Genomic DNA, 21,057 nt, shown 5'->3' with positions numbered 1-21,057 from the left:
CCGGTCGCGGCCTCGTCGGAGGCACGAATTCGGGCAAACCTTGGAAGGGCAGTCGGCCGGCAGAAGGCGCGAACGCGCCACCGATTACTTCAGCGGGCCGGGTGCCTGGAAACGCGATGCGATCGCGGTGTTGTCAGGGCGCGCGTTTGCCGGACGACACGGGCTGCGTGGCCTTGATGCCGCCGCCCCAGTCGTTGATGCTCGTATAGGCAACCTCGGCGCCGGGTTCCGCGCCAGCCGTCAGGCCCTGGACCGGAAACAGCGCGGAGTCGCCGGGCTTGATATAACCGGCGCCGGCATCGAGTTCCTTGCCGCCCGTCCGAAGCGTGACGCTGCCCAGGTTGACGAAATACGGCGTCGGGTTGCTGGCCTTCAGTGCATAGCCCTTGCCGTCGCGGACCACCTGCCATTTCGTCTGCACGGGTGCGTCGTCCGCCTTGCCCGGCAGGTTCTGCGGCCGAAAAAATACCTTGATGCGCGTGCGAAACGCCAACTGCAATCGACTCGCGTCTTCCCCGTTTTCCGCCTTGGGCGGCACTTCCAGCACGTTCAGCCAGAACATCGTCTCCTTGTCCTGCGCGAGCGGCTCCTTCGTGTAGATCAGTCGCAAGGTCTGGCCGTTGCCGGGATCGAGGCGGAACATGGAAGGCGTCACCGTAAAGGGTGCGTCGATCTTTTCCGGCGATGTGTTCGCGTCGCCCTTGTCGATCCAGGTTTGAACCAGGGCCGGCGTCTGTCCGTCGTTGGTGAGCTTGATCGTGACTTCGCGCTCGTTGGCGGGGAAGATCACGCGCGTGCCGGCGATCACGATGCTTGCGTGTGCATTCGCGGCGAACAGGCTGGCCGCGATGGCGGTGGCGGCGAATAGTTTTCGGCAGAGGTATTTCATGTGAATCCCTTCTCCAATTCGATATAGATCGATGCGTTGTCTTGCGAAGCCGACTCGCGAACCACGGAGACGGCTTGACAAGCCAACATCGGTCGAACGGCGGCCCTGACTTAGCGACCGCCGAACGCTACGCTTTACTGATAGCTCATCGTGTACTGCACGCGCGAATTCGCGGGGCCGGCCTTCAACGCGGTGCCGAGCGATTCGTACTGCGCGTAGTAGTTCAGCGTGGCGGCGCCGCCCGTGATGTCCACGACCTGGGAGTTCTGCGAGTTGTATGCCGCACCTGCCGCGATGTGCTGGAACGAATCGTTCAGCAGCCCGATTTCCACGCCTTCGGCGCCACCGGCGTCGACCATGAGGCGGCCGGTAGCCGTATTGATCGTCGGACCTGCTTCGAAGAAGGTCGCAACCTTGCCGGTATCCGGCTGGCAATTCGTCAATTTCAGCTGGAACGGCGTGCGGCCGGCCGTCGAACCCGCTGCTTTCAGTGCGTCGGTCGACACGGGTGGCAGGGCCACCGTGAAGTTGTTGGCGCTACCGCCGCCGTTGATCGTGCAGGTCGTCGCAACGATCGAACCGGTGAAGTCGATCGTGCCGTCGAACGCGTGTGCTGCCGGCGCCATTGCGACGATGCTTGCTGCTGCCAGTGCGGCTGAAATGATGGTTTTGTTCATTTGAATACCTAACTGTTAAATATACTTAACGTAGAGGGAGGTTGAAATCGCCCGCTTCGATTCTCTTTATTCCGACCGGAGGGGAAGTGAGGTCTGCACGAGGCTGAATTCAGAACGAATTGTCGAATAACCCCATATTTTGTGGAATATGACGAATTCGAACTTGAATTGATTTGTTTTAGTACTAGTACTAAAACACATATCTATTTCGGAGGCGGCGATGCTTGCGTGAAGCGCTCGACGCCCGTGTGGCGCACGGGTTCGAGAGAGTCTTCAAGAGGTTTTGCCGATCCGGATCGGTGCATGCCGTTGTCGTTCGACGGATTCGATTCCACGACGAATGGAAGAGGGCGTATTCCGATGTCACGATCAGCGATGTGACGCATGTCGATGCGAGCAGGCTTGCACGGCCGCGATATCGGATACGAGCGCGCCGGTTGCGTCGAAAACGTGTAGAACTCGCAGCGGGCAACGTTCGTGGCCATGTGACGGGCCAGTCTTGACGGCCATCGTCGGCGTATGCTCGATGCCTGGTTGAAGCATCAATGAGTCGGCAATCCGCCAGTCGCGGTTCGCCAAAAGAAAACGGCCGCTCATCGAGATGAGCGGCCGTGCCGTACTGGATCCGCGGATCTGCGATCAGCTCGTGCGTTTGCGGATCGCACCCACGATCACGAGCAGCACGATCGCACCGATGATCGACGCGATCCAGCCCGCGCCCTGGCCCGGCGCATACCAGCCGGCCGCGCGGCCGACGTAGCCGGCGACCAGCGAGCCGACGACGCCGAGCACGATGGTCATCAGGATGCCCATCTTGTCGTCGCCCGGCTTGAACGCGCGGGCGAGGAGGCCGACGATGAGCCCGACGACCAGGGTTTCGATGAATTGCAGCATGAACGCCTCCCTATTGCTGTTGAGCTGTTGACGAAAGGAAGTTGACCCCTGCGGTGCGCACGGGTTCCACGCGGCGGCAAGCCGGCGCGTGGCGTGCGCAGTATCGCATGCGTTCGCGTCCGGCGGATGTCACGTGGCGGACGCGTCGGCCACCGGATCGAGGCGGCGGTAGCCTTCGGTCGCCTGCAGCAGCGTGCGCGTGTAGTCGCGTGCGACCTGTCCGGCGCGCACGTCCTCGATGCGCAGCTGTTCGACGATCTCGCCGTGCTGCATCACCGCGACGCGCTGGCACAGGAAGCCGATCACCGCGAGATTGTGACTGACGAGGATCATCGTCAGGTTGCGCTCGCGGTGCAGGCGGCGCAGCAGGTTCAGAATCTCGGCCTGCACCGACACGTCGAGCGCCGACGTCGGCTCGTCGAGCAGCAGCACGCGCGGCTCGACGATCAGCGCGCGCGCGATCGCGACACGCTGGCGCTGGCCGCCCGACAACTGGTGCGGGTAGCGGAAGCGGAACGCCGGGCCGAGCCCGACCTCGGACAGCGCGCGGGCGATCCGCGCGTCGGCGTCGCCGATCGCATGGATCGACAGCGGCTCGCGCAGCGTCTGGTCGACGGTGAAGCGCGGATGCAGCGACGCGTACGGATCCTGAAACACCATCTGCACGTGGCGGCGGAATGCACGATCGGGCGTGCCGCCCACCGGGCGGCCGTCGATCGACAGGCTGCCGGACGCGAGCGGCACGAGGCCCGTCAGCGCGCGCAGCAGCGTCGACTTGCCTGAACCCGATTCGCCGACGAGCCCGAACACTTCGCCGTCGCGTACCGCGAAGCTCGCGTCGCGCACGGCGTCGACGTGACCCGTGCGGGTCGGGAAACGGATCGATGCGTGATCGACGTCGATCATCGTGCGGCCTCCTGTCGATCGGCGCGCGCGGCGGCCGGCGGCGCGGGCTCGAGCCATGCCGGGTCGCGCCGCAGCACCGGCAGTTCGGCGGGCGGGTTCGCGAGCGGCGGATGCGCCGCGAGCAGCCCGCGCGTATAGGGATGAGACGCATCGCGCAGGTCGCGCGCGGCGCAGGTTTCGACCACGCGCCCGGCATACATCACCGCGACGCGGTCGCAGAACGACATCACGAGCGGCAGGTCGTGGCTGATGAACATCAGGCCCGTGCCGTGCCGCGCGATCATCGCATCGAGCACCGCGAGCACTTGCATCGACACCGCGACGTCGAGCGCGGAGGTCGGCTCGTCGGCGATCAACAGGCGCGGGCCGGTCGACACCATCATCGCGATCATCACGCGCTGGCCCATGCCGCCCGACAGCTCGTGCGGATACGCATCGGCGACGCGCGCCGGGTCGCGGATCTGCACGGCCGCGAGCGCGTCGACGATCCGCTCGCGCAGGGCGCGGCCGCGCAAGCCCGGCTCGCGCAGCCGGAACGCTTCACCCATCTGCTTCGCGACGGTCATCACCGGGTTCAGCGAATATTTCGGGTCCTGCAGGATCATGCCCATCTGGCTGCCGCACAGCCGCCTGCGTTCGCGCGGCGACATCGCGAGCAGGTCGTGGCCCGCGAAGCGCATCGTGTGCGCGGACCACCGCGCGGCGTCGGGCAGCAGGCCGAGCAGCGCGCGGCCCGTCAGCGACTTGCCCGAGCCCGATTCGCCGACGATGCCGAGCCGTTCGCCCGGCGCGAGCGTCAGCGACAGGTCGCGCACGGCGTCGGTGACGCTGCCGTCGTGCCCGCGGAAACCGATCTTCAGCCCGTCGATCTCGCAGAGCGGCGCCGGCGCGGTGGTGGAATTCATCGGCATGTCACGCTCCATGGCGGGGATCGAAGACGTCGCGCAGCCCGTCGCCGAGCAGGTTGAACGCGAGGCTCACGAGCAGGATCGCGATGCCGGGCAGCGTCGCGACCCACCACGCGTCGAGCAGCACGTTGCGGCCCGACGCGACCATGAAACCCCATTCGGGGCTCGGCGGCTGCGCGCCGAGGCCGAGAAAGCCGAGGCCCGCGACGGTCAGGATGATGCCGGCCATGTCGAGCGTCGCACGCACGATCACCGACGACATGCACAGCGGCATGATGTAGCGCAGCAGGATGCGCGGTCCCGACGCACCTTGCAGCCGCGCCGCGTGGATGTAGTCGGCCTGCGCGATGCGGATCGTCTCCGCGCGCGCGAGCCGCGCATACGCGGGCCATGCGGTGATCGAGATCGCGACGACCGCGTTGATCACGCCGGGGCCGAGCGCGGCCGCGAATGCGAGCGCGAGCACGATCTTCGGAAACGCGAGCGCGATGTCGGTGATGCGCATCAGCACGCTGTCGACGAAGCCGCCGCAATAGCCGGCCGTCGTGCCTATCAGCAGGCCGATCGGCACGACGATCACGACGACGAGCAGCGCGATGCCGAGCGTCAGGCGCGACCCCGCGATCAGCCGCGAAAGGATGTCGCGGCCGAGCTGGTCGGTGCCGAACCAGTGCGACGGCGAGCCGGGCGGCAGCAGCCGGTCGGCCAGCACCTGGCGCAGCGGATCGTGCGGCATGATCAGCGGGCCGACGATCGCGACCGCGATCAGCGCGACCAGGATCGCGAGCCCGAACAGGTTGAGCGGATTGACCGCGAAGCGGCGCCAGCGGCGGTACGCGAGGCCGAACGCGGCCTGCGAGCGCGACGCGGGCGCATCGGAAAGAAGCCACGCGCGCAGCGTGAGACGCTCGGCATTCATGATCGGGCGGCCTTCGGGGTGGACGGGGAAAGAAGCGGGGCGGAAGCGGTCATGTCGGAGCGGCCCTCAGCGCGCACGTGGATCGAACACGCGGTACAGCGCGTCGGTCAGCAGGTTGACGGTGATGAACATCGCGCCGATCACGAGCGTCGCGCCGAGCACCGCGTTCATGTCGGCGTTCAGCAGCGCGCCGGTCAGGTACGAGCCGAGCCCCGGCCACGCGAACACGATCTCGGTCAGCACCGAGCCTTCGAGCAGGTTGCTGTACGTGAGCGCGATCACGGTGAGCAGCGGCACCGCGATGTTGCCGAACGCGTGCCGCCAGATCACGCGCCGCTCGGACAGGCCCTTCGCGCGCGCGGTGACGATGTATTCCTGGCTCAGCTGGTCGAGCATGAACGAGCGCGTCATGCGGCTCAGATACGCGACCGAGTAGTAGCCGAGGATCGCGGCCGGCAGCGCGATGTGCGACACCGCGTTGCGCAATACGTCCCACTCGCCCGCGAGCGCCGCATCGAGCAGCAGGCTGCCGGTGCGCGGGTCGACCATCCCGTCGTACACGGGATCGAGCCGGCCGGGGCCGCCGACCCAGTGCAGCCGCGCATAGAACAGCAGCAGCCCCATCAGCCCGAGCCAGAATACCGGCACCGAATTTCCGATCAGCCCGACGAAGCGCGCGATGTGATCGATCGGCCGGTTGTGCTTCACGGCGGCCGCGACGCCGAGCGGCACGCCGATCGCGATGCCGATCAACGTCGCGATCGTCGCCAGTTCGAGCGTGGCCGGGAACACGCGCCGGATGTCGTCGAGCACCGGGTTCGCGGTCAGCAGCGACACGCCGAGGTTGCCGTGCAGCACGTCGCGCGCATAGATCAGGAATTGCGTGACGAGCGGCTTGTCGAGCCCGAGCGCGATGCGCTCGGCCGCATAGGCGTCGGCCGATGCGCGATCGCCGAGAATCGCGAGCACGGGATCGATCGGCACCTTGCGGCCGATCACGAACGTCAGCGCGAGCAGCCCCGCGAACGTGACGGCGAGCGTGAGCGCCCAGCGCAGCACGCGCAGTGCCCAGCGTACGGCCGGGCGCCGCGCGGGCAGCGTGCGCAGGGCTTCGAGGGAGGAGGCGGGAGTCGACATGCGGCGAATCTTATTGCTTCTTCAGGTTGCGGTACGACACGAGATCGTTGATCGGCCCGACTTCGAGCCCGCTCACGCCGGGCCGCGTCGCGACCTGCGCGACTTTCTCGAACATGATCACGAACGGCGAGCGCGCGAGCACTTCCTTCTGCATCGCCTGATACCGTTGCGCGCGTTTCGCGGCGGCCGGCTCGGCGAGCGCGGCGTCGGTTTCCCTCGTCAGTTGCGGGATGTCCCAGCTGTTGCGCCAGGCCAGCATTTTATAGCTCGACTTGTCGGAGTTGTCCGGATTCCACGCAAAACCTTGCGCGTTGCTGTGCGGGTCGATGTAGTCCGCCGACCATTCGCCGATGTAGATGTCGTGCTGGCGCGCGCGGTATTTCGCGAGCGTCTGCTTGTTGTCGCCGGGGATCAGCTGAACCTTGATGCCCGCCTGCGCGAAGTTAGCCTGCACGGCCTGTGCGATCTCCGTGTACGGATAGTCGTTGCGCACGTCCATCGTCACCGAGAAGCCGCCGGGCACGCCGGCCTTCGCGAGCAGCGCCTTCGCCTTCGCGACGTCGAGCTTGTACGGGTTCGTGTTCAGCGTGCCGAGGAAGCCTTCGGGCAAGAAGGTCTGGTGCACCTTGTAGGTCGTCTTCACGACGTTGCTCTGGATGCCCGCATAGTCGACGAGCCATTTCAGCGCTTCCTGCACGTCGGGTTTCGCGAGCGTCGGGTTCTTCGTGTTCAGGCCGAGATACAGCAGCGTCGCCTGTGGCGATGCCGCCACCTTCGCCTTGCCGGACTTCGCCACCGACGCGAGATCGTCGGGGCTCAGGTCGCGCGCCGCGTCGACGTCGCCGTTTTCCAGCAGCAGGCGCTGGCTTGCGGCTTCGGGCACGTGGCGCAGCACGATGCGCTTCATCGCGAGCGGCAGCCGGTAGCCGTCGAAGCGTTGCAGCACGAGGCTGTCGCCGGCCGTCCACTTGACCAGCCTGTATGCGCCGGAGCCGGCTTCGTTGGTCTTCAGCCACGCGTTGCCGAAGTCGTTGCCCTGCTGATGCGACAGCAGCAGCTTCTTGTCGAGCACCGACGCGGGCCACGAGCCGAGCACGTTCAGCACGAAGGTCGGCGCGTACTTGCGGTCGGTCGTGATCGACACCGTCGCGTCGTCGAGCTTCTTCACGTTCGCGGCGACGTTCGCCTTCGTGAGGCCGATGCCGGTCAGCACGGCGGCCGGCCCCTTGTCGAGCAGCACCGCGCGCTGGATCGACCACGCGACGTCGTCGGCCGTCAGCGGGTTGCCCGAGTGGAACTTGAGGCCGGTGCGCAGCTTGAACGTATAGGTCAGGCCGTCGGGGCTGACCGTCCACGACTGCGCGACGTCGCCGTTGAATTTCGACGGATCGCGCAGGTCGACGCGCACGAGCCGGTCGTACGTGTTCGCGACGTATTCCTCCGGCACCAGCTCGTAGATCTCGCCGGGGTCGAGCGTCGTGAATTCGTCGAGCAGCGTGGCCATCACGAACAAGTCCTTCGGCGTTTCCGCATGGGCGGCGCAAAGCGGAACGGCGGCGAATACGGACGCGGCGGCCAGCGCCGCGACGAGCCGGGATGTCGGGAATTTCATGTGCGCTCCATCGGTCGTTGAAGTCGTTGAACGTGAACGGAAAAGGGGGGCGTGCTTCGTCGTTACATCAGGCGCCACGGGCCGCTCGCCGCGTTGTCGATCTGCGGCAACGCGCGAGAGCCGGGCAGTTCGTAGTGCCACCATTCGCTGTCGATGTGCGCGAAGCCGGCCGCGTGCATCACGCCGAGCAGCAGCAGGCGGTTGCGTTGCACTTGCTCGGGCAGCCCCGCGTGAAAGTGGCCCGACGCGGCGACCATCTCGTCGAAGCCGGTGCCCATGTCGAGCGGCGCGCCGTTCGCGCCGACGAGCGTCAGGTCGAGCGCGGTGCCGCGGCTGTGATTCGAGCCGCGGCCGAGATCGGCGACGAAGTTCGGATCGGGCAGGAAATCCCACAGCACCTGCTGCGCCTGCGGCGGCCGGTAGGCGTCGTAGATGCGCAGCGTGAAGCCTGCCTGCGCGGCGACGTCGACCGCGCGGCGCAATGCGGCTTCGGCCGGCTCGAGCAGCAGACAGTGCGCGTTGCGGTAGATCGGCTTGCCGGTCAGGTTGCGCTCGGTCGCATAGACGAGATCGATATCGACGCGATGCGTGGCGGGCGTGATTTCGACGAGGCGGTGATCGTTCATCGGCAGGATGGGCTCGCTCATGATTCGAATTGATCGAACGTGCGCTGCAGTTCGCGGTTGCGCGCGACGCGCCGGTCGATCGCGGGGCCGAGGCGATCGACCACCGCCGTGATCAGCAGGTTGAACAGGCAGGTGAGCGGCGCGAGCGAATCCCAGAACTGGCCGACGTCGGTCTTCACCTGCAGCAGGTCGGCCGGCCATTCGCGCGCCCACGGGCACGACAGATCGGTGACCAGCGCGAACGGCTGGCCGAGCTCGGCGGCCGCCTCACAATAGCGGCGCGCGCTGCGCGAATACGCGCGCGTATCGGTGACGACGCAGTACGGCCGCTCGAATTCGGAGTTCAGCGAATCGACGTACGAGCCCGACTGGCCGTCGGAATAGAACACGCGCGGGCGCAGGTATTCGAGGTAGCTGCTGAATGCGTTGCTGATGCCGCGCGTCGACTGGATGCCGAGGATGAACACGGCGTCGGCCTGCGCGATGCGGTCGGCGACCTGCGCGAACACCGGGCCTTCGGCCAGGCGGTACACGTGACGGATCGCGTCGAGCTCGCGCTCGAGCGACGACGCGAGCGGGCCGTCACTCCCGTTGCCGCGGTTGCGTTCGGCCGGTTGCGTGCCCGCGATGCGGCGGTATTCGTCGAGCCGGTCGGTGATCATCCACGGACGATCGCCGCCGCCGCGCAGTTCGCGCTTCAGGTCGTCGAGATTGCGGTAGCCGACGCTGCGCAGGAAGCGCCCGACCGAGATGCCGCTGGTGCCGGCCTGCTGCGCGATCTGGTCGGCCGTCTCGAGCCCGAGCCGGTCGAGGTTCGCGAGCATGTAGCTCGCGATGCGCTTGGCCGTCGGGGTCAGCTCGGCATAGCGGGATTCGACGGTACGGGCGAACGCGCAAGTCATTGGATGTTAGATCGTTGTCGTTGGTTGAACGAATGTCATCCATCTAACAAAGCCAAAATCATTCGCGCCAGCGGATAAAAACTATGGTGTGAGGATGGGCGATAGGGGCTGCTCAAGAGCGGATGGCAGCATGCAAGGGCGTCCTTTTTATGTTTGTCATGCATATTTTGCATTTATGCGTGTGAGGAATAATTTGCGTTTATGCCTGTTGGGAATATACTGCGCTTATTGCCTACAGGAATACGCGCCGTGAATCTCATCGTCAATACGCCCGCGCAACTGGGCGAAATCCTGTCTTCCGCGCGTCAGGCCAACGGCCTGACGCAAGCCGAAGCGGCAGTGCGAATCGGCGTGGGCCAGTCGCGGCTGTCGCTGCTCGAAACCACGCGTACCGAAAGCCTGTCGCTCAGGCAATTGCTCGAGCTGACCGCGCTGTACGGTCTCGAACTCATCATTCGCACCAAGGACGGGCGCGACGCAGCCGCCGCCGAGTGGTAAGCGATGGGACGCAAATCGCATACTCGCGCGCTGTCGATCTGGACGAACGGCCAGAGGGTCGGCACATGGCGGATTCCCGTGCGCGGCGGCATGGAACTGCTGTACGACGCCGGCTGGAAGCAGTCGGCTGTCGGCCGCCCGTTGTCGTTGTCGCTGCCGTTCGGTGTCGGCGATGCCCCGTTGCGCGGCGAACGCGTCAATCATTACTTCGACAACCTGCTTCCGGACAGCGACGCCATTCGGCGCAGATTGGCCGCCCGGTTCGGCACGGCGACGACCGAGCCGTTCGATCTGCTTGCCGCGCTCGGTCGCGATTGCGTCGGGGCGGTGCAATTGCTCGGCGAAGACGATGCGCCGACTGGCCTGGATCGCATCGACGGCACGCCGCTGTCGGACGAGGACGTCGCACGCGTGCTCGATCAGGCGAGCGGTGTGGCGACGGGGGCCGAAGACGACGACGATTTCCGGCTGTCGCTGGCCGGTGCGCAGGAAAAGACCGCACTGCTGTTTCACGACGGGCGCTGGATGCGTCCGCACGGCGCCACGCCGACGACGCATATTCTCAAGTTGCCGCTCGGGCTGGTCGGCAACAAGCGCGCCGATCTCACGGCCTCCGTCGAGAACGAGTGGCTGTGTCTCGCGATCCTGCGAGCATTCGGTCTGCCGGCGGCGGGTGCGGAAATCGTGCGTTTCGGCGCGCACAAGGTACTGTCGGTCGAACGGTTCGATCGGGTGTTGCATCGCGACGGCGGATGGCTGTTGCGCTTGCCGCAGGAAGATTTCTGCCAGGCGCTCGGCGTGCCGCCTCACCTGAAGTACGAGTCGCAGGGCGGCCCCGGCGTGCCCGATCTGGCCGGCCTTCTGCGCCGTTCGGAGACGGCGCGGGAGGATCTCGACACACTGTTCGCCGCCCTGATCGTGTTCTGGATGCTCGCCGCCCCGGACGGGCATGCGAAGAACTTCAGCCTGCGCCTGCTGCCGGGCGGCCGTTTCCGCCTCACGCCGCTCTATGACGTGATGTCGATCTGGCCGGTCGAAGGCGATGGCGCGAACCAGTGGTCGTGGCACAAGGCGAAGCTCGCGATGGCCGTGCACGGCAAGCGCAAGCATTATGCGATGCGCGATATCACGCGACGGCACTTTACCGCGATGGCCGAATATTGCCTGCTCGGCGACATCGCGACGCCGATCGTCGAACGGCTCATCGCCGCGACGCCGCAGGTGATCGAGTCGGTCGGTGCCGCACTGCCTCCCGGTTTCCCGGCCAGGGTCGCGGAGCGCATTCTGGGCGGATTGCGGTTCGCCGCGCAGCGGCTCGCCGACATGCCGCGGGAGTAAACCGCGGCCCGACGCGGCCCGGCTAGCCGGTGGTCGACGGACCGGCGTTCGCTTGTTTCCCGTTTTTCACGATCGGTTCTCCGAATCGACTGCATCGCATCGGCGATCGCACGTGGCGCCTCGATCGCTTCCCGTCGCCATGCGTGACGTCACGACCTGCCGCGGTCGTATTTCCGCATTCATCGCACCCGACCGATTCGCCGACAACCGTCGCCGCCCGGCGTTCCTCCGCACCGCAATAATTACAAAATTAAAGTCGATCAGATTAAATCATTGATTCAGGTTAATAATTCATTTAAGTTTTTCTGTGATTTGGATTTAACTTGCGTCACGGGATGTTTGATTTTCGATAATCCGAAAACGGCAAGTATTCCGTAACCGGAATTCTCTCAATCGCAAGAATGAAGAGGAAATCATGACGAATCTTTCTCGACGCAGGATGCTGGCAGGTACGGCCGGCGCCATTGCCGCCGCGGGCATCGCGGTATCGGCCAAGGCCGCCTCGTTCGGCAATCCGGACAGTCCGCCGGAAGGCGCGGTGAATGCGCGCAATCGCCAGAGCCTGACCGACCCGGGGCCTAAAAATCCGGCCATCGCCAATCAATTTCCGTCTTTTCAGGATCCGCCGGCCACCGATATCAACGGGATGCCGTTATTCTGGGCGTCTTTCAATAATGCCCATAAACGCATTCAAAATGGCGGCTGGGCGCGCGAAGTGACGCAGGACGATTTCGCGATTTCCGAAACCATTTCCGGCGTCAACATGCGGCTGACGCGCGGCGGCATTCGCGAGATGCACTGGCACCAGCAGGCCGAGTGGGCCATCATGCTCGACGGCCGCTGCCGGATCACGGTGCTCGACGAACTCGGCCGGCCGTCGGTGCAGGACGTCAAAACCGGCGATCTCTGGTATTTCCCGCCCGGCCTGCCGCATTCGCTGCAGGGCGTCGGCCGCGACGGCGCCGAGTTCCTGCTCGCATTCGATAACGGCCGCGCATCGGAATTCAACACGCTGTTGCTGACCGACTGGATCGCGCATACGCCGCCCGACGTGCTCGCGCTCAACTTCGGCGTGCCGGCCGATGCGTTCAGGAACGTGCCGCTCGACAACCTGTGGATCTTCCAGGGCGACGAGCCGGGCCCGCTCGCGGACGCGCAGCGCGCGTCGGCCGCATCGGCCGGTGTGCCGCCGCATCCGTTCGTCTTTTCGCTCGGCGACATGAAGCCGGTCAGGAAGACGCGCGGCGGCGAGGTGCGGATCGCGGACAGCACGAACTTCAACGTGTCGACGACCGTCGCGGCAGCGCTCGTCACCGTGCATCCGGGCGGCATGCGCGAGCTGCACTGGCACCCGAACGCCGACGAATGGCAGTACTACCTGCAAGGCGAGGCGCGGATGACGGTGTTCGACACGGGGCCGAAGGCGCAGACGGCCGACTTCCGCGCGGGCGACGTCGGCTATGTGAAGAAGAGCCTCGGTCACTACGTGCAGAACACCGGCCAGACCGACCTCGTGTTCCTCGAAATCTTCAAGACCGACCGCTATGCGGAGGTGTCGTTGTCCGACTGGCTCGCGCATACGCCGCCGAAGCTCGTCGAAGCGCACCTGAACGTCGCGCCGGACGTGATCGCGCAGTTTCCGCGCAATCGTCCCGACGTCGTGCCGCTGTAACGCCGCCATCGTCCTGCCATGGCCGGCCACGGCACGTGCGCCCGAATCGGTCTTTCTCATTCGAACGGACACTCCACCATGCTTCCCGTCCCGAGCAAACCTGCCGGCGGCTTCGCGCTGCCGGGCCGCACCACCGAGCACCCCGACGGCGCGGCGCGCGCCGCGCTGGAAGGGCGCCGCACCGGCGTCGCCGCGCTGCTGCCGTTCGTCGGCCCGGCCGTGATCGCATCGATCGGCTACATGGACCCCGGCAACTTCGCGACCAACATTCAGGCCGGCGCCGCGTATGGCTACCGGCTGCTGTGGGTCGTGCTGGCCGCGAACGCGATCGCGATGCTGTTCCAGGCGATGTCGGCGAAGCTCGGCATCGTGACCGGCCGCAATCTCGCCGAACTGTGCCGCGACCGGTTTCCCGCGCCGGTCGTGTGGGGCATGTGGATCGCATCCGAGATCGCCGCGATGGCGACCGACCTCGCCGAATTCCTCGGCGGCGCGCTCGCGTTCGGGCTGTTGTGCCATTTGTCGCTGTTCGCGGGGATGATCGCGACCGCATTCGCGACCTGCGCGATCCTCGCGCTCGAAAAGCGCGGCTTCCGGCCGCTCGAAGCGGCGATCGCGGCGCTGGTCGGCGTGATCGGCGCGTGCTATCTCGGCGAGTTGCTGATCGCGCCGCAGGACTGGCGTGCGGCCGCGTTCCATCTGGCGGTCCCGCAGATTCCGGATCATGCGGCACTGACGATCGCAGTCGGGATCATCGGCGCGACGATCATGCCGCACACGCTGTATCTGCATTCGGGCCTCACGCAGGGTCGCACCGCGCCGCGCGACGACGCGCAGCGGCGGCGGCTCGTGCGTTTCTCGAACCGCGAGGTCGTGATCGCGCTCGGGCTCGCCGGATTCGTGAATCTCGCGATGGTGATGATGGCGTCGTCGGCGTTCCACGTGACCGCGCCGGGCATGACCGACATCGGCGACGCCTATCACACGCTGGTCCCGGTGCTCGGGCCGGCGGCCGGCGCGCTGTTTCTCGTCGCGCTGCTGACCTCGGGCGTGTCGAGCTCGGTGGTCGGCACGATGGCCGGGCAGGTCGTGATGCAGGGCTTCATCCACCGCCGCATGTCGGTCTGGGTGCGGCGAGCGGTGACGATCGCGCCCGCGTTCGCGGTGGTCGCGCTCGGCTGCGACGTGACGCGGGCGATGGTGGCGAGCCAGGTCGTGCTGAGCTTCGTGCTGCCGATGCCGATGATCGCGCTGCTGATGCTGTCGGCGCGCAAGGACGTGATGGGCGCTTACGCGATGCGGATGCCGCTGCGGATCGTCGCCGGCGCGGCAACGGTCGTGATCGTCGGGCTGAATGCTTACCTGGTATGGGCGGCGTTCAATTGAACGCGTGTGGGCGCGCGCTTACTGTTGCATGTCCGGCGCTTCCCGTAGCCGCCAGATCGCGTTGCACTGCTGGCCGCCGAGGCTCGTCGCGCGCAGCGTGACGACGGCGCCGGCTGCTATCCGGTACCAGAAATGCGCCATCAGTTCGGTGCCTTTGCGCTGCGCTTGGCCGTCGACCAGCACTTCGCACAGCAGCGGCGACGGCGAGCCGGACGGGTGCGTGACGTAGACGTTCAGCCGTGCGATGTCGCGGGTCGCGGCGAACACGATTTCGTGGTTCCCGCTGCCGACGAGCATCGTGCCGCCCGGTTCGTCGATCGCCTGCAGGTAGGCGCCCGCGCTCGTCTCGATCGCCGCGGACGCGACGCTCAGCCCGGCCGACTGCACGTAATCCGCCGCCGCGATGCGTGCGGCGAGCGCATCGGACGGGGCCGGCGTGCCGTCCGACAGCGCGAACGGCCTGCCGTCGCGCAGCGCGGCGTCGGTGTGGTTCGCGTAGTAGCGCCACCGGTCGAGGAAGCGGATGTCGCCGGTCATGTGCAGCGCACGGATCGGCTCGCCGTGATACCGGAGCGTGGTCTTGCCGCTGCCCGCATCGAACGATTCGTGAATGCCGTACTTGCTGACGAAGTTCTGGACCGGGTCGAGCAGCGCCGTTTCGCCTTGTGCGCTCCACAGATGCAGGAATGTCGTATCGATGCCGAAGCATTCCTGGAAATCGGTGCCGATGCGGGCGATGCAGTCGCGCAGGTGGCCGGCATAACGCGCCCATGCGGCGGCGGTTCCGGCGACGAGCCCGGCCTGCAGCGCACCGCCGTGGCGCGCATTGACTTCGTCGACGACGAGGCGCCAGTGGTGGTCGCGCCGTTCGCCGATCAGCGGCGTGACGACGAACGTGCAGAACAGCGGGTCGGAGCACACGTGGATGCGGTCGTCGCCGATCCGCGAGAACAGGTCGAACTGCGGCGCGCAGAACCAGATGTCCGCGTCGTACAGCGCGAGCTTGCGGATCTGCGGATGGCGTGCGCAGTACTCGGCAGCCTCGATGAAGCGGCCGACCGGCAGCGCGTAGGCGCTCGACGCGTCGATCACGTCGACCGACTGGTTCGCGAGAATCTGCCGCTTGCGCTCGGACAGCCCGTAGCCGATCACCGCGATCCGCCCGTCGTAGCCGGCGTGCCGCAGCGACAGCAGGAACGGCACGAGCATTTCGTACCACGCGCGGTTGTTGTCGTTGATCGCCACGCACACTGCGTGCTCGTTCGAATGCATGCTCTCGTCCCGTTACGTGTGCCCGGCGCGGTATCCGCGCGATGCAGGTCATTGTAGATCGCCGCCGCCGCACGGGCCGTCGCCGGCCCGGCGGCCCGCGGCGATTACCTGCACGGCGGTGTGGCCGCGCGTGCGGGTAGCCGCGATTATTTCGCGAGCGTGCGGTATGACACGAGGTCGTTGATCGGCCCGATTTCCGGTCCGGTCGCGCCGGGGCGCGTGGCGACCTGCACGACCTTCTCGAACATGATGATGAACGGCGAGTTCGCGAGCACGGCCTTCTGCAGCGCTTCGTAACGCTGCGCGCGCTTCGCGGGCGACGGCTCGACGAGCGCGGCCTCGGTGTCCTTCGTCAGTTGCGGAATGTCCCAGCTGTTGCGCCACGCGAGCATCTTGGTCGGCGACTGGTCCGAGTTGTCCGGATTCCACGCGAAACCGCGCGCGTTGCTGTTCGGGTCCATGTAGTCGGGCGACCATTCGCCGACGAAGATGTCGTGCTGGCGCGCGCGATACTTGCCGATCGCCTGCTTCGCGTCGCCGGGGATCAACTTCACGCGGATGCCGCCCTGCGCGAAGTTCGCCTGCAGCGCCTGCGCGATCTCGAGGTACGGATAGTCGTTCGGCATGTCCATCGTCACGTCGAAACCGTTCGGCAGGCCGGCCTTCGCGAGCAGCGCCTTCGCCTTCGCGACGTCCTGCTTGTACGGCCGCGCGTTCAGCGTGCCGAGGAAGCCCTCGGGCAGGAAGGTCTGATGCACCTTGTAGGTCGTGCTGACGATGTTGCGCTGGATGCCGTCGTAATCGACGAGCCACTTCATCGCCTGCTGCACCTCGGGCTTCGCGAGGTTCGGGTTCTTCGTGTTCAGGCTCAGGTACAGCAGGGCCGACACCGGCCACGACGCGACCTTGATCTTGCCGGCCTTCGACAGCGCGGCAAGGCTGTCGGGGCTCAGGTTGCGCGCGGCGTCGGCGTCCCCGTTCTCCAGCAGCAGCCGTTGCGCGGACGCTTCGGGCACGTGACGCAGCACGACGCGCTTCATCGGGTACGGCGTGCGGTATTTGTCGAAGCGCTGCAGCACGATGGATTCGTTCGGCGTCCACTTGACGAGCTGGTACGGGCCCGAGCCCGCGTCGTTGGTGCGCAGCCAGCCGCTGCCGAAATCGTTGCCTTGCTGGTGCGACAGCAGCAGCTTCTTGTCGAACACCGATGCCGGGCACGCGCTCAGCACGTTGAGCACGAAGCTCGGCGCGTACTTGCGGTCGGTTTCGAGCACGACGGTTTGCGGATCGATCGCGCGCACCTTCTGCATCACGTTCGCCTTCGTGAGGCCGAGATCGGCGAGCACGCCGGCCGGCCCCTTGTCGAGCAGGATGGTGCGCTGCAGCGACCATGCGACGTCGTCGGCGGTGACGGGGTTGCCGGAATGGAACGTGAGGCCCGGGCGCAGCTTGAACGTGTAGGTCAGGCCGTCGGCGCCGACCGTCCACGATTGCGCGATCTGTCCGTCGAAGCGCGTCGGGTCCTTCAGGTCGACGCGCACCAGCCGTTCGTAGGTGTTCGCGACGTATTCGGACGGCACCAGCTCGTAGATACCGCTCGGATCGAGGGTCGTGAATTCGCCCAGTTGCGTGGCGACGACGAAGATGCCGGGCGGCGTGGCAGCCTGCGCCGGCAGCGCCGGAACAAGCGCGACGAGCGCGGCGCTGACGAACAGCCGGGACAGCAGGTGCTTCATGCGGGCTCCGTTGAAAAGGAATCGTGGTGCGATTCTCTCATCGACGGGCGCCCGGATGAAAATATTCGGCAGGTGCGCCGGTTGGCGCGTCGCGACGGACCGGGCGGCTCGCGCCGGCGGGCGTCAGATCGCGCAGCGCGCGACCGCGAAGCGCATCGCTTCCTCGGCCGGCTCGCTGCCGGAGCCGCGCACGACCTTGATCACCGAGCCGTTGCCCGACGGCGTCAGCGTGACGAAGTACGAATTCGAGCCGACCGCGATGTCGGTCACGCCGTTGTGCTGCGATCGTTCGGTGCCCGACAGGCGGCTGTCGAGGCAGTTTGCGATCGCGTAGGCCGGGCGTTGCGATGACACGTAGATCATCGGTGCAGCCCCCGAGCCGGCCGAGTCGGACGACGGAGCGGAACCGCAGGCGGCGAGCAGGGCAGCGGGGAGGAGCAGCAGGAATCGTTTCATGGTCGGTCGTCGGGTGTCTCGTATCGAGGCTGGAGCGCGGGGTGGCGAAACGCGAAGCTTCGCGACGAAACCGCCCGGAATCGGGCCGCTTTTGACGGACGACGATGCAACGGGCGGCTGACGACGGAGTATACCCGCAGCATTTGACGCCGTCGGCGCGTTGAAACGATTCGATACAAAGCGCCCGCTGCCGGCCGGGCGCTTGCGTCGGTCGTCGCCGTTATCGGCGCATCGCGCGGTCGTCGCGATGCCGGCGCGCAGTCCGGCGCCGCGCATGCGGATCAATGCGCGCCGGCCGCCGCCGCATCGGCATCGCCGCCGCCCGAGCGCGACGGTTTCGTGATCCAGATGAGCGGGATGATCGCGATGAAGATGATCGCCGACACGTAGAAGATGTCGTTCAGGCCCATCACGGCCGCCTGCGAATCGACCGATGCATTGAAGAACGCGAGTGCCGAATCGGGGCCCAGGTGCAGCAGCGAACGGCTCGTGTCGAGCTGTTGCATGAAGACCGGATTGGTGGCGCTCGCCTGTTCGGTGAGCCGCACGTGATGCAGGATCGTGCGGTCGTTCCACGCATTGCCGATCAGCGACGTCCCCATCGCTCCGCAGAACGTGCGGCCGAAATTCGACAGGCCGGCCGCGGCCGGAATCTTTTCCGGCGGCAGCCCGGACAGGATGATCGACGTCAGCGGCACGAAGAACATCGCCATCGGAATGCCCTGCAACAGCGTCGGCAGCACCAGATCCCGGCGCGACACGTCGGTATAGAACGTCGTGCGCATCATGAAGACAACCGCGAAGCCGACGAACGCGAGCGTCGCGATATAGCGCGGATCGGTGCGCGGCAGCAGACGCCCCATGACCGGCGTGAGCAGGATCGCGAAGAATCCGAGCGGCGCGGTGGCCAGCCCCGAATCGACCGCGCGGTAGCCGAGATAGCCCTGCATCCATTGCGGCAGCAGCACGAGCGTGCCGAAGAACATCCCGTACGCGACGGAAATCGCGATCGTGCCGCCCGCGAAATTGCGCTGCGTGAAGAGTCGCAGGTCGACGATCGGGTTGGCTTCGTGCAGTTCCCACACGAGGAAGAACGCGAAGCCGATCAGCGCGACGATGCCCAGCGCGACGACCACCGGCGAGTTGAACCAGTCGAGATCCTTGCCCTTGTCGAGCATGATCTGCAACGACGCGACCCACAGCACGAGCAGGAGCAGGCCGACCGTGTCGATCGGCATGCGGCGCGTGGCCGATTCGCGATCGCGGAACACGAACCACGTGACGGCGGCCGCGAAGAAGCCGACCGGAATGTTGATGTAGAAGATCCACGACCAGTTGTAGTCGTACGTGATCCAACCGCCGAGCGACGGCCCCGCGATCGGGCCGACGAGCGCCGTCATCGACCACAGCGCGAGCGCGGTCGACGACTTCTGCCGCGGCCATGCGCCGAGCAGCAGCGCCTGCGACAGCGGCGCGAGCGGCCCCGCGACCGCACCCTGCAGGATCCGCGCGGCGAGCAGCGTCGGCAGGTTCGGTGCGATTCCGCACAGCCACGACGCGAGCACGAACAGCAGGATCGACGTGACGAACAGGCGTACCTGACCGAAGCGCTGAGTGAGCCAGCCGGTCAGTGGAATCGACACCGCGTTGGCCGCCGCGAAGATCGTGATCACCCACGTGCCTTCGTCGACCGACACGCCGAGCTCGCCCGAGATCGTCGGGATCGCGACGTTCGCAATCGACGAGTCGAGCACGTTCATGAACATCGCCAGCGATACCGCGATCGTGCCGATGACGAGCCGGCCGCCCGACAGCGGGCCTGAAGACGAGGGAGAGGACATGGCGTTCCTGCGTGATGGACGAAGGCCGTACGCCGCGCCCGCACGTGGCGTGCGGCGCGCGGCGAAGCGCGAAACGGACGGACGCGCGCGCGCCGCACGGCGGCCCGACGAGCGGTGCCGTCGCGTGCGGTGGTCGGTTCGAACGGTGAATCGGAATGGCGAAGCCGGGGCCGGCTTCGCGGAGCGGGAGGGTGCCGGTCAGGAGGGCGCGACGCGCGTGACGCGTCGGCGGGCAGCGGGCACGTGGCTGCCGTAGCGGGTGTGGTCGTTTTTCATCGTCACAGGCTAACGATGCGGCGAACGACGATCAACGCTTGCGCACTCATTAATTCCTTTCGTGGGCCGCAATAATGTGGACGCCGTGCATCGATCGCAGGCCCTACGGCACGGTCCGCCACGCAGTGAAGACTTCGGTCAGGAACTCGACGAATGCGCGCACCTTGCTGTCTAGCGTCGCGCGTTTCGGGTAGAGCGCGTGCAGCTCGACGTCGTCGGTGCGATGCCAGTCGGGCAGCACGATTTCGAGTTCGTTGCTCTCGATCCGCCGTGTGGTGAAGTGGGTCGAAATCAGCGCGATGCCGCCGCCGCTCGCGGCCTGGCGCAGCACCGTGACCGATTCGTTCGAGATCAGCACGGGCCGCACCGGCACGTCGGCGACGTCGCCGGCCGCGTTGGTGAGGCGCAGCGTCAGACCGGGCGTGTCGCGGCCGACGAACAGGATGTCGTGATCGACGAGATCCTGCGGCGTGCGCGGCCGGCCGGCGCGGTCGAGATAGCGCGGGCTGGCCGCGAGTTTCGCGTGCGACCAGCCGAGCGCGCGCGCGACATAGCCGGAATCGGTCAGCACGCCGGTGCGCAGCGCGACGTCGAAGCCGTGTTCGACGAGGTCGAGCGCGCTGTTGTCGTAGATCAGCACGAGCTGGACCAGCGGGTAGCGCCGGCGAAACTCGGCGAGCGCCGGTTCCAGTTCGAACAGGCCGATCGCGTAAGGCACCAGCACGCGCAGCGTGCCTTCGGGTTCCGTGCGCAGTGCGCGCACCTGACGATCCGCGTCGAGCAGGATCTCCTCGGCGCGCAGGCAGCGTTCGTAATAGTCGCGGCCGGCTTCGGTGACGGACACGCGGCGCGTCGTGCGGTACAGCAACTGGACGCCGAGGTCGTCCTCGAGCTGCCTGATCTTGCGGCTCACGCGACTGAGCGGCATGTCGATCTGCGTGGCCGCGGCGGTGAAGCTGCCGCGTTCCACCACGCGCAAGAATATCCGGATGCTCTCGAGGTCCATGCGATTCGTTTCGGTGGTTGGCCTGCGCGCATCTTACCGTCGCGGGCCGGAACGCTGCGGATCGAGCCGATTATCCCGCCCGGCGCAATAACGCATCCTGCCCGCG

19 protein-coding genes are annotated in these 21,057 nt (G+C 66.5%); 4 read left to right on the top strand and 15 right to left on the bottom strand.

Annotated features, from left to right (window positions below):
• Nucleotides 1-133 precede the first annotated feature (133 nt).
• From WS89_RS04330 to sapR, 10 genes are all read right to left on the bottom strand, one after another.
• Nucleotides 134-889, bottom strand: coding sequence for a fimbrial biogenesis chaperone (locus WS89_RS04330; protein WP_059789609.1), 756 nt, complete (start codon nucleotides 887-889; stop codon nucleotides 134-136).
• Nucleotides 890-1,023: 134 nt separating this feature from the next.
• Nucleotides 1,024-1,566 (bottom strand): fimbrial protein, encoded by a 543-nt coding sequence (locus tag WS89_RS04325; RefSeq protein ID WP_059789608.1) that lies wholly within the window; start codon nucleotides 1,564-1,566, stop codon nucleotides 1,024-1,026.
• A 639-nt stretch (nucleotides 1,567-2,205) separates the two neighbouring features.
• Complete coding sequence (locus tag WS89_RS04320; protein WP_059789607.1) at nucleotides 2,206-2,460, bottom strand: GlsB/YeaQ/YmgE family stress response membrane protein; 255 nt, start codon at nucleotides 2,458-2,460, stop codon at nucleotides 2,206-2,208.
• A 129-nt stretch (nucleotides 2,461-2,589) separates the two neighbouring features.
• Nucleotides 2,590-3,366: an ABC transporter ATP-binding protein gene (locus tag WS89_RS04315; protein WP_059789606.1), complete on the bottom strand. Its 777-nt coding sequence runs from the start codon at nucleotides 3,364-3,366 to the stop codon at nucleotides 2,590-2,592.
• The gene (locus WS89_RS04310; protein ID WP_059789605.1) at nucleotides 3,363-4,277 is read right to left on the bottom strand and encodes an ABC transporter ATP-binding protein; all 915 of its coding nucleotides are present in this window, start codon (nucleotides 4,275-4,277) and stop codon (nucleotides 3,363-3,365) included. Before WS89_RS04310 ends, WS89_RS04315 begins: the two co-directional genes overlap by 4 nt.
• 1 nt (nucleotide 4,278) lies before the next feature.
• Nucleotides 4,279-5,193: a nickel transporter permease gene (nikC, locus tag WS89_RS04305; RefSeq protein WP_059789604.1), complete on the bottom strand. Its 915-nt coding sequence runs from the start codon at nucleotides 5,191-5,193 to the stop codon at nucleotides 4,279-4,281.
• 66 nt (nucleotides 5,194-5,259) lie between these two features.
• Complete coding sequence (locus WS89_RS04300) at nucleotides 5,260-6,330, bottom strand: ABC transporter permease (RefSeq protein ID WP_034204661.1); 1,071 nt, start codon at nucleotides 6,328-6,330, stop codon at nucleotides 5,260-5,262.
• Nucleotides 6,331-6,340: 10 nt separating this feature from the next.
• A complete protein-coding gene (locus WS89_RS04295) occupies nucleotides 6,341-7,942 on the bottom strand; it encodes an ABC transporter substrate-binding protein (RefSeq protein WP_059789603.1) in 1,602 nt (533 codons plus the stop codon).
• Between the two features lie 62 nt (nucleotides 7,943-8,004).
• Nucleotides 8,005-8,568: a D-alanyl-D-alanine dipeptidase gene (gene ddpX / locus WS89_RS04290; RefSeq protein WP_059500371.1), complete on the bottom strand. Its 564-nt coding sequence runs from the start codon at nucleotides 8,566-8,568 to the stop codon at nucleotides 8,005-8,007.
• A 17-nt stretch (nucleotides 8,569-8,585) separates the two neighbouring features.
• A complete protein-coding gene (gene sapR, locus WS89_RS04285) occupies nucleotides 8,586-9,470 on the bottom strand; it encodes a sap1 transcriptional regulator SapR (RefSeq protein ID WP_059500311.1) in 885 nt (294 codons plus the stop codon).
• Nucleotides 9,471-9,719: 249 nt separating this feature from the next.
• Here sapR and WS89_RS04280 point away from each other — a divergent pair, with 249 nt between their 5' ends.
• The 4 genes from WS89_RS04280 (at nucleotide 9,720) to WS89_RS04265 (ending at nucleotide 14,364) form a co-directional block, all read left to right on the top strand.
• Entirely contained in the window at nucleotides 9,720-9,968 is a 249-nt protein-coding gene (locus WS89_RS04280) for a helix-turn-helix domain-containing protein (RefSeq protein ID WP_059500312.1), read from the top strand.
• A 3-nt stretch (nucleotides 9,969-9,971) separates the two neighbouring features.
• Complete coding sequence (locus WS89_RS04275; RefSeq protein ID WP_059789602.1) at nucleotides 9,972-11,306, top strand: type II toxin-antitoxin system HipA family toxin; 1,335 nt, start codon at nucleotides 9,972-9,974, stop codon at nucleotides 11,304-11,306.
• A 415-nt stretch (nucleotides 11,307-11,721) separates the two neighbouring features.
• Nucleotides 11,722-12,978 carry an oxalate decarboxylase family bicupin gene (locus tag WS89_RS04270; RefSeq protein ID WP_059789601.1) on the top strand — a complete coding sequence of 419 codons (1,257 nt, stop codon included), beginning with the start codon at nucleotides 11,722-11,724 and terminating at the stop codon, nucleotides 12,976-12,978.
• 78 nt (nucleotides 12,979-13,056) lie between these two features.
• Complete coding sequence (locus WS89_RS04265) at nucleotides 13,057-14,364, top strand: Nramp family divalent metal transporter (protein WP_059789600.1); 1,308 nt, start codon at nucleotides 13,057-13,059, stop codon at nucleotides 14,362-14,364.
• 18 nt (nucleotides 14,365-14,382) lie between these two features.
• On the opposite strand, the gene WS89_RS04260 is transcribed toward WS89_RS04265, so the two are convergent.
• The 5 genes from WS89_RS04260 to WS89_RS04240 all read right to left on the bottom strand — a co-directional run bounded on the left by WS89_RS04260 (nucleotide 14,383) and on the right by WS89_RS04240 (nucleotide 20,951).
• On the bottom strand, nucleotides 14,383-15,636 hold the full coding sequence (locus tag WS89_RS04260; protein ID WP_059789599.1) for a hypothetical protein: 1,254 nt from the start codon (nucleotides 15,634-15,636) through the stop codon (nucleotides 14,383-14,385).
• Between the two features lie 146 nt (nucleotides 15,637-15,782).
• A complete protein-coding gene (locus tag WS89_RS04255; protein WP_059500316.1) occupies nucleotides 15,783-17,372 on the bottom strand; it encodes an ABC transporter substrate-binding protein in 1,590 nt (529 codons plus the stop codon).
• 123 nt (nucleotides 17,373-17,495) lie between these two features.
• Nucleotides 17,496-17,828, bottom strand: coding sequence for a hypothetical protein (locus WS89_RS04250; RefSeq protein ID WP_059789598.1), 333 nt, complete (start codon nucleotides 17,826-17,828; stop codon nucleotides 17,496-17,498).
• Between the two features lie 281 nt (nucleotides 17,829-18,109).
• Nucleotides 18,110-19,669, bottom strand: a complete 1,560-nt coding sequence (locus tag WS89_RS04245) for a DHA2 family efflux MFS transporter permease subunit (RefSeq protein ID WP_059789597.1) — start codon at nucleotides 19,667-19,669, stop codon at nucleotides 18,110-18,112.
• A 379-nt stretch (nucleotides 19,670-20,048) separates the two neighbouring features.
• Entirely contained in the window at nucleotides 20,049-20,951 is a 903-nt protein-coding gene (locus WS89_RS04240; RefSeq protein ID WP_059500319.1) for a LysR family transcriptional regulator, read from the bottom strand.
• Between the last annotated feature and the right edge of the window lie 106 nt (nucleotides 20,952-21,057).

The sequence above is a fragment of the Burkholderia sp. MSMB1072 genome (assembly GCF_001524725.1).
In the GTDB taxonomy this organism is placed as follows: domain Bacteria; phylum Pseudomonadota; class Gammaproteobacteria; order Burkholderiales; family Burkholderiaceae; genus Burkholderia.
The sequence above is the reverse complement of the archived record's forward strand: the minus strand, read 5'-3'. Positions and strand labels throughout refer to the sequence as shown.

Bases quoted from the DNA above. Each gene is read 5' to 3' on its own strand.
- WS89_RS04255 (WP_059500316.1), bottom strand. From the start codon at position 17,372: ATGAAGCACCTGCTGTCCCGGCTGTTCGTCAGCGCCGCGCTCGTCGCG.
- WS89_RS04250 (WP_059789598.1), bottom strand. From the start codon at position 17,828: ATGAAACGATTCCTGCTGCTCCTCCCCGCTGCCCTGCTCGCCGCCTGC.
- WS89_RS04260 (WP_059789599.1), bottom strand. From the start codon at position 15,636: ATGCATTCGAACGAGCACGCAGTGTGCGTGGCGATCAACGACAACAAC.
- ddpX (WP_059500371.1), bottom strand. From the start codon at position 8,568: ATGAACGATCACCGCCTCGTCGAAATCACGCCCGCCACGCATCGCGTC.
- WS89_RS04240 (WP_059500319.1), bottom strand. From the start codon at position 20,951: ATGGACCTCGAGAGCATCCGGATATTCTTGCGCGTGGTGGAACGCGGC.
- WS89_RS04295 (WP_059789603.1), bottom strand. From the start codon at position 7,942: ATGAAATTCCCGACATCCCGGCTCGTCGCGGCGCTGGCCGCCGCGTCC.
- WS89_RS04300 (WP_034204661.1), bottom strand. From the start codon at position 6,330: ATGTCGACTCCCGCCTCCTCCCTCGAAGCCCTGCGCACGCTGCCCGCG.
- WS89_RS04325 (WP_059789608.1), bottom strand. From the start codon at position 1,566: ATGAACAAAACCATCATTTCAGCCGCACTGGCAGCAGCAAGCATCGTC.
- nikC (WP_059789604.1), bottom strand. From the start codon at position 5,193: ATGAATGCCGAGCGTCTCACGCTGCGCGCGTGGCTTCTTTCCGATGCG.
- WS89_RS04245 (WP_059789597.1), bottom strand. From the start codon at position 19,669: ATGTCCTCTCCCTCGTCTTCAGGCCCGCTGTCGGGCGGCCGGCTCGTC.
- WS89_RS04275 (WP_059789602.1), top strand. From the start codon at position 9,972: ATGGGACGCAAATCGCATACTCGCGCGCTGTCGATCTGGACGAACGGC.
- WS89_RS04265 (WP_059789600.1), top strand. From the start codon at position 13,057: ATGCTTCCCGTCCCGAGCAAACCTGCCGGCGGCTTCGCGCTGCCGGGC.
- WS89_RS04310 (WP_059789605.1), bottom strand. From the start codon at position 4,277: ATGCCGATGAATTCCACCACCGCGCCGGCGCCGCTCTGCGAGATCGAC.
- sapR (WP_059500311.1), bottom strand. From the start codon at position 9,470: ATGACTTGCGCGTTCGCCCGTACCGTCGAATCCCGCTATGCCGAGCTG.
- WS89_RS04315 (WP_059789606.1), bottom strand. From the start codon at position 3,366: ATGATCGACGTCGATCACGCATCGATCCGTTTCCCGACCCGCACGGGT.
- WS89_RS04320 (WP_059789607.1), bottom strand. From the start codon at position 2,460: ATGCTGCAATTCATCGAAACCCTGGTCGTCGGGCTCATCGTCGGCCTC.
- WS89_RS04270 (WP_059789601.1), top strand. From the start codon at position 11,722: ATGACGAATCTTTCTCGACGCAGGATGCTGGCAGGTACGGCCGGCGCC.
- WS89_RS04330 (WP_059789609.1), bottom strand. From the start codon at position 889: ATGAAATACCTCTGCCGAAAACTATTCGCCGCCACCGCCATCGCGGCC.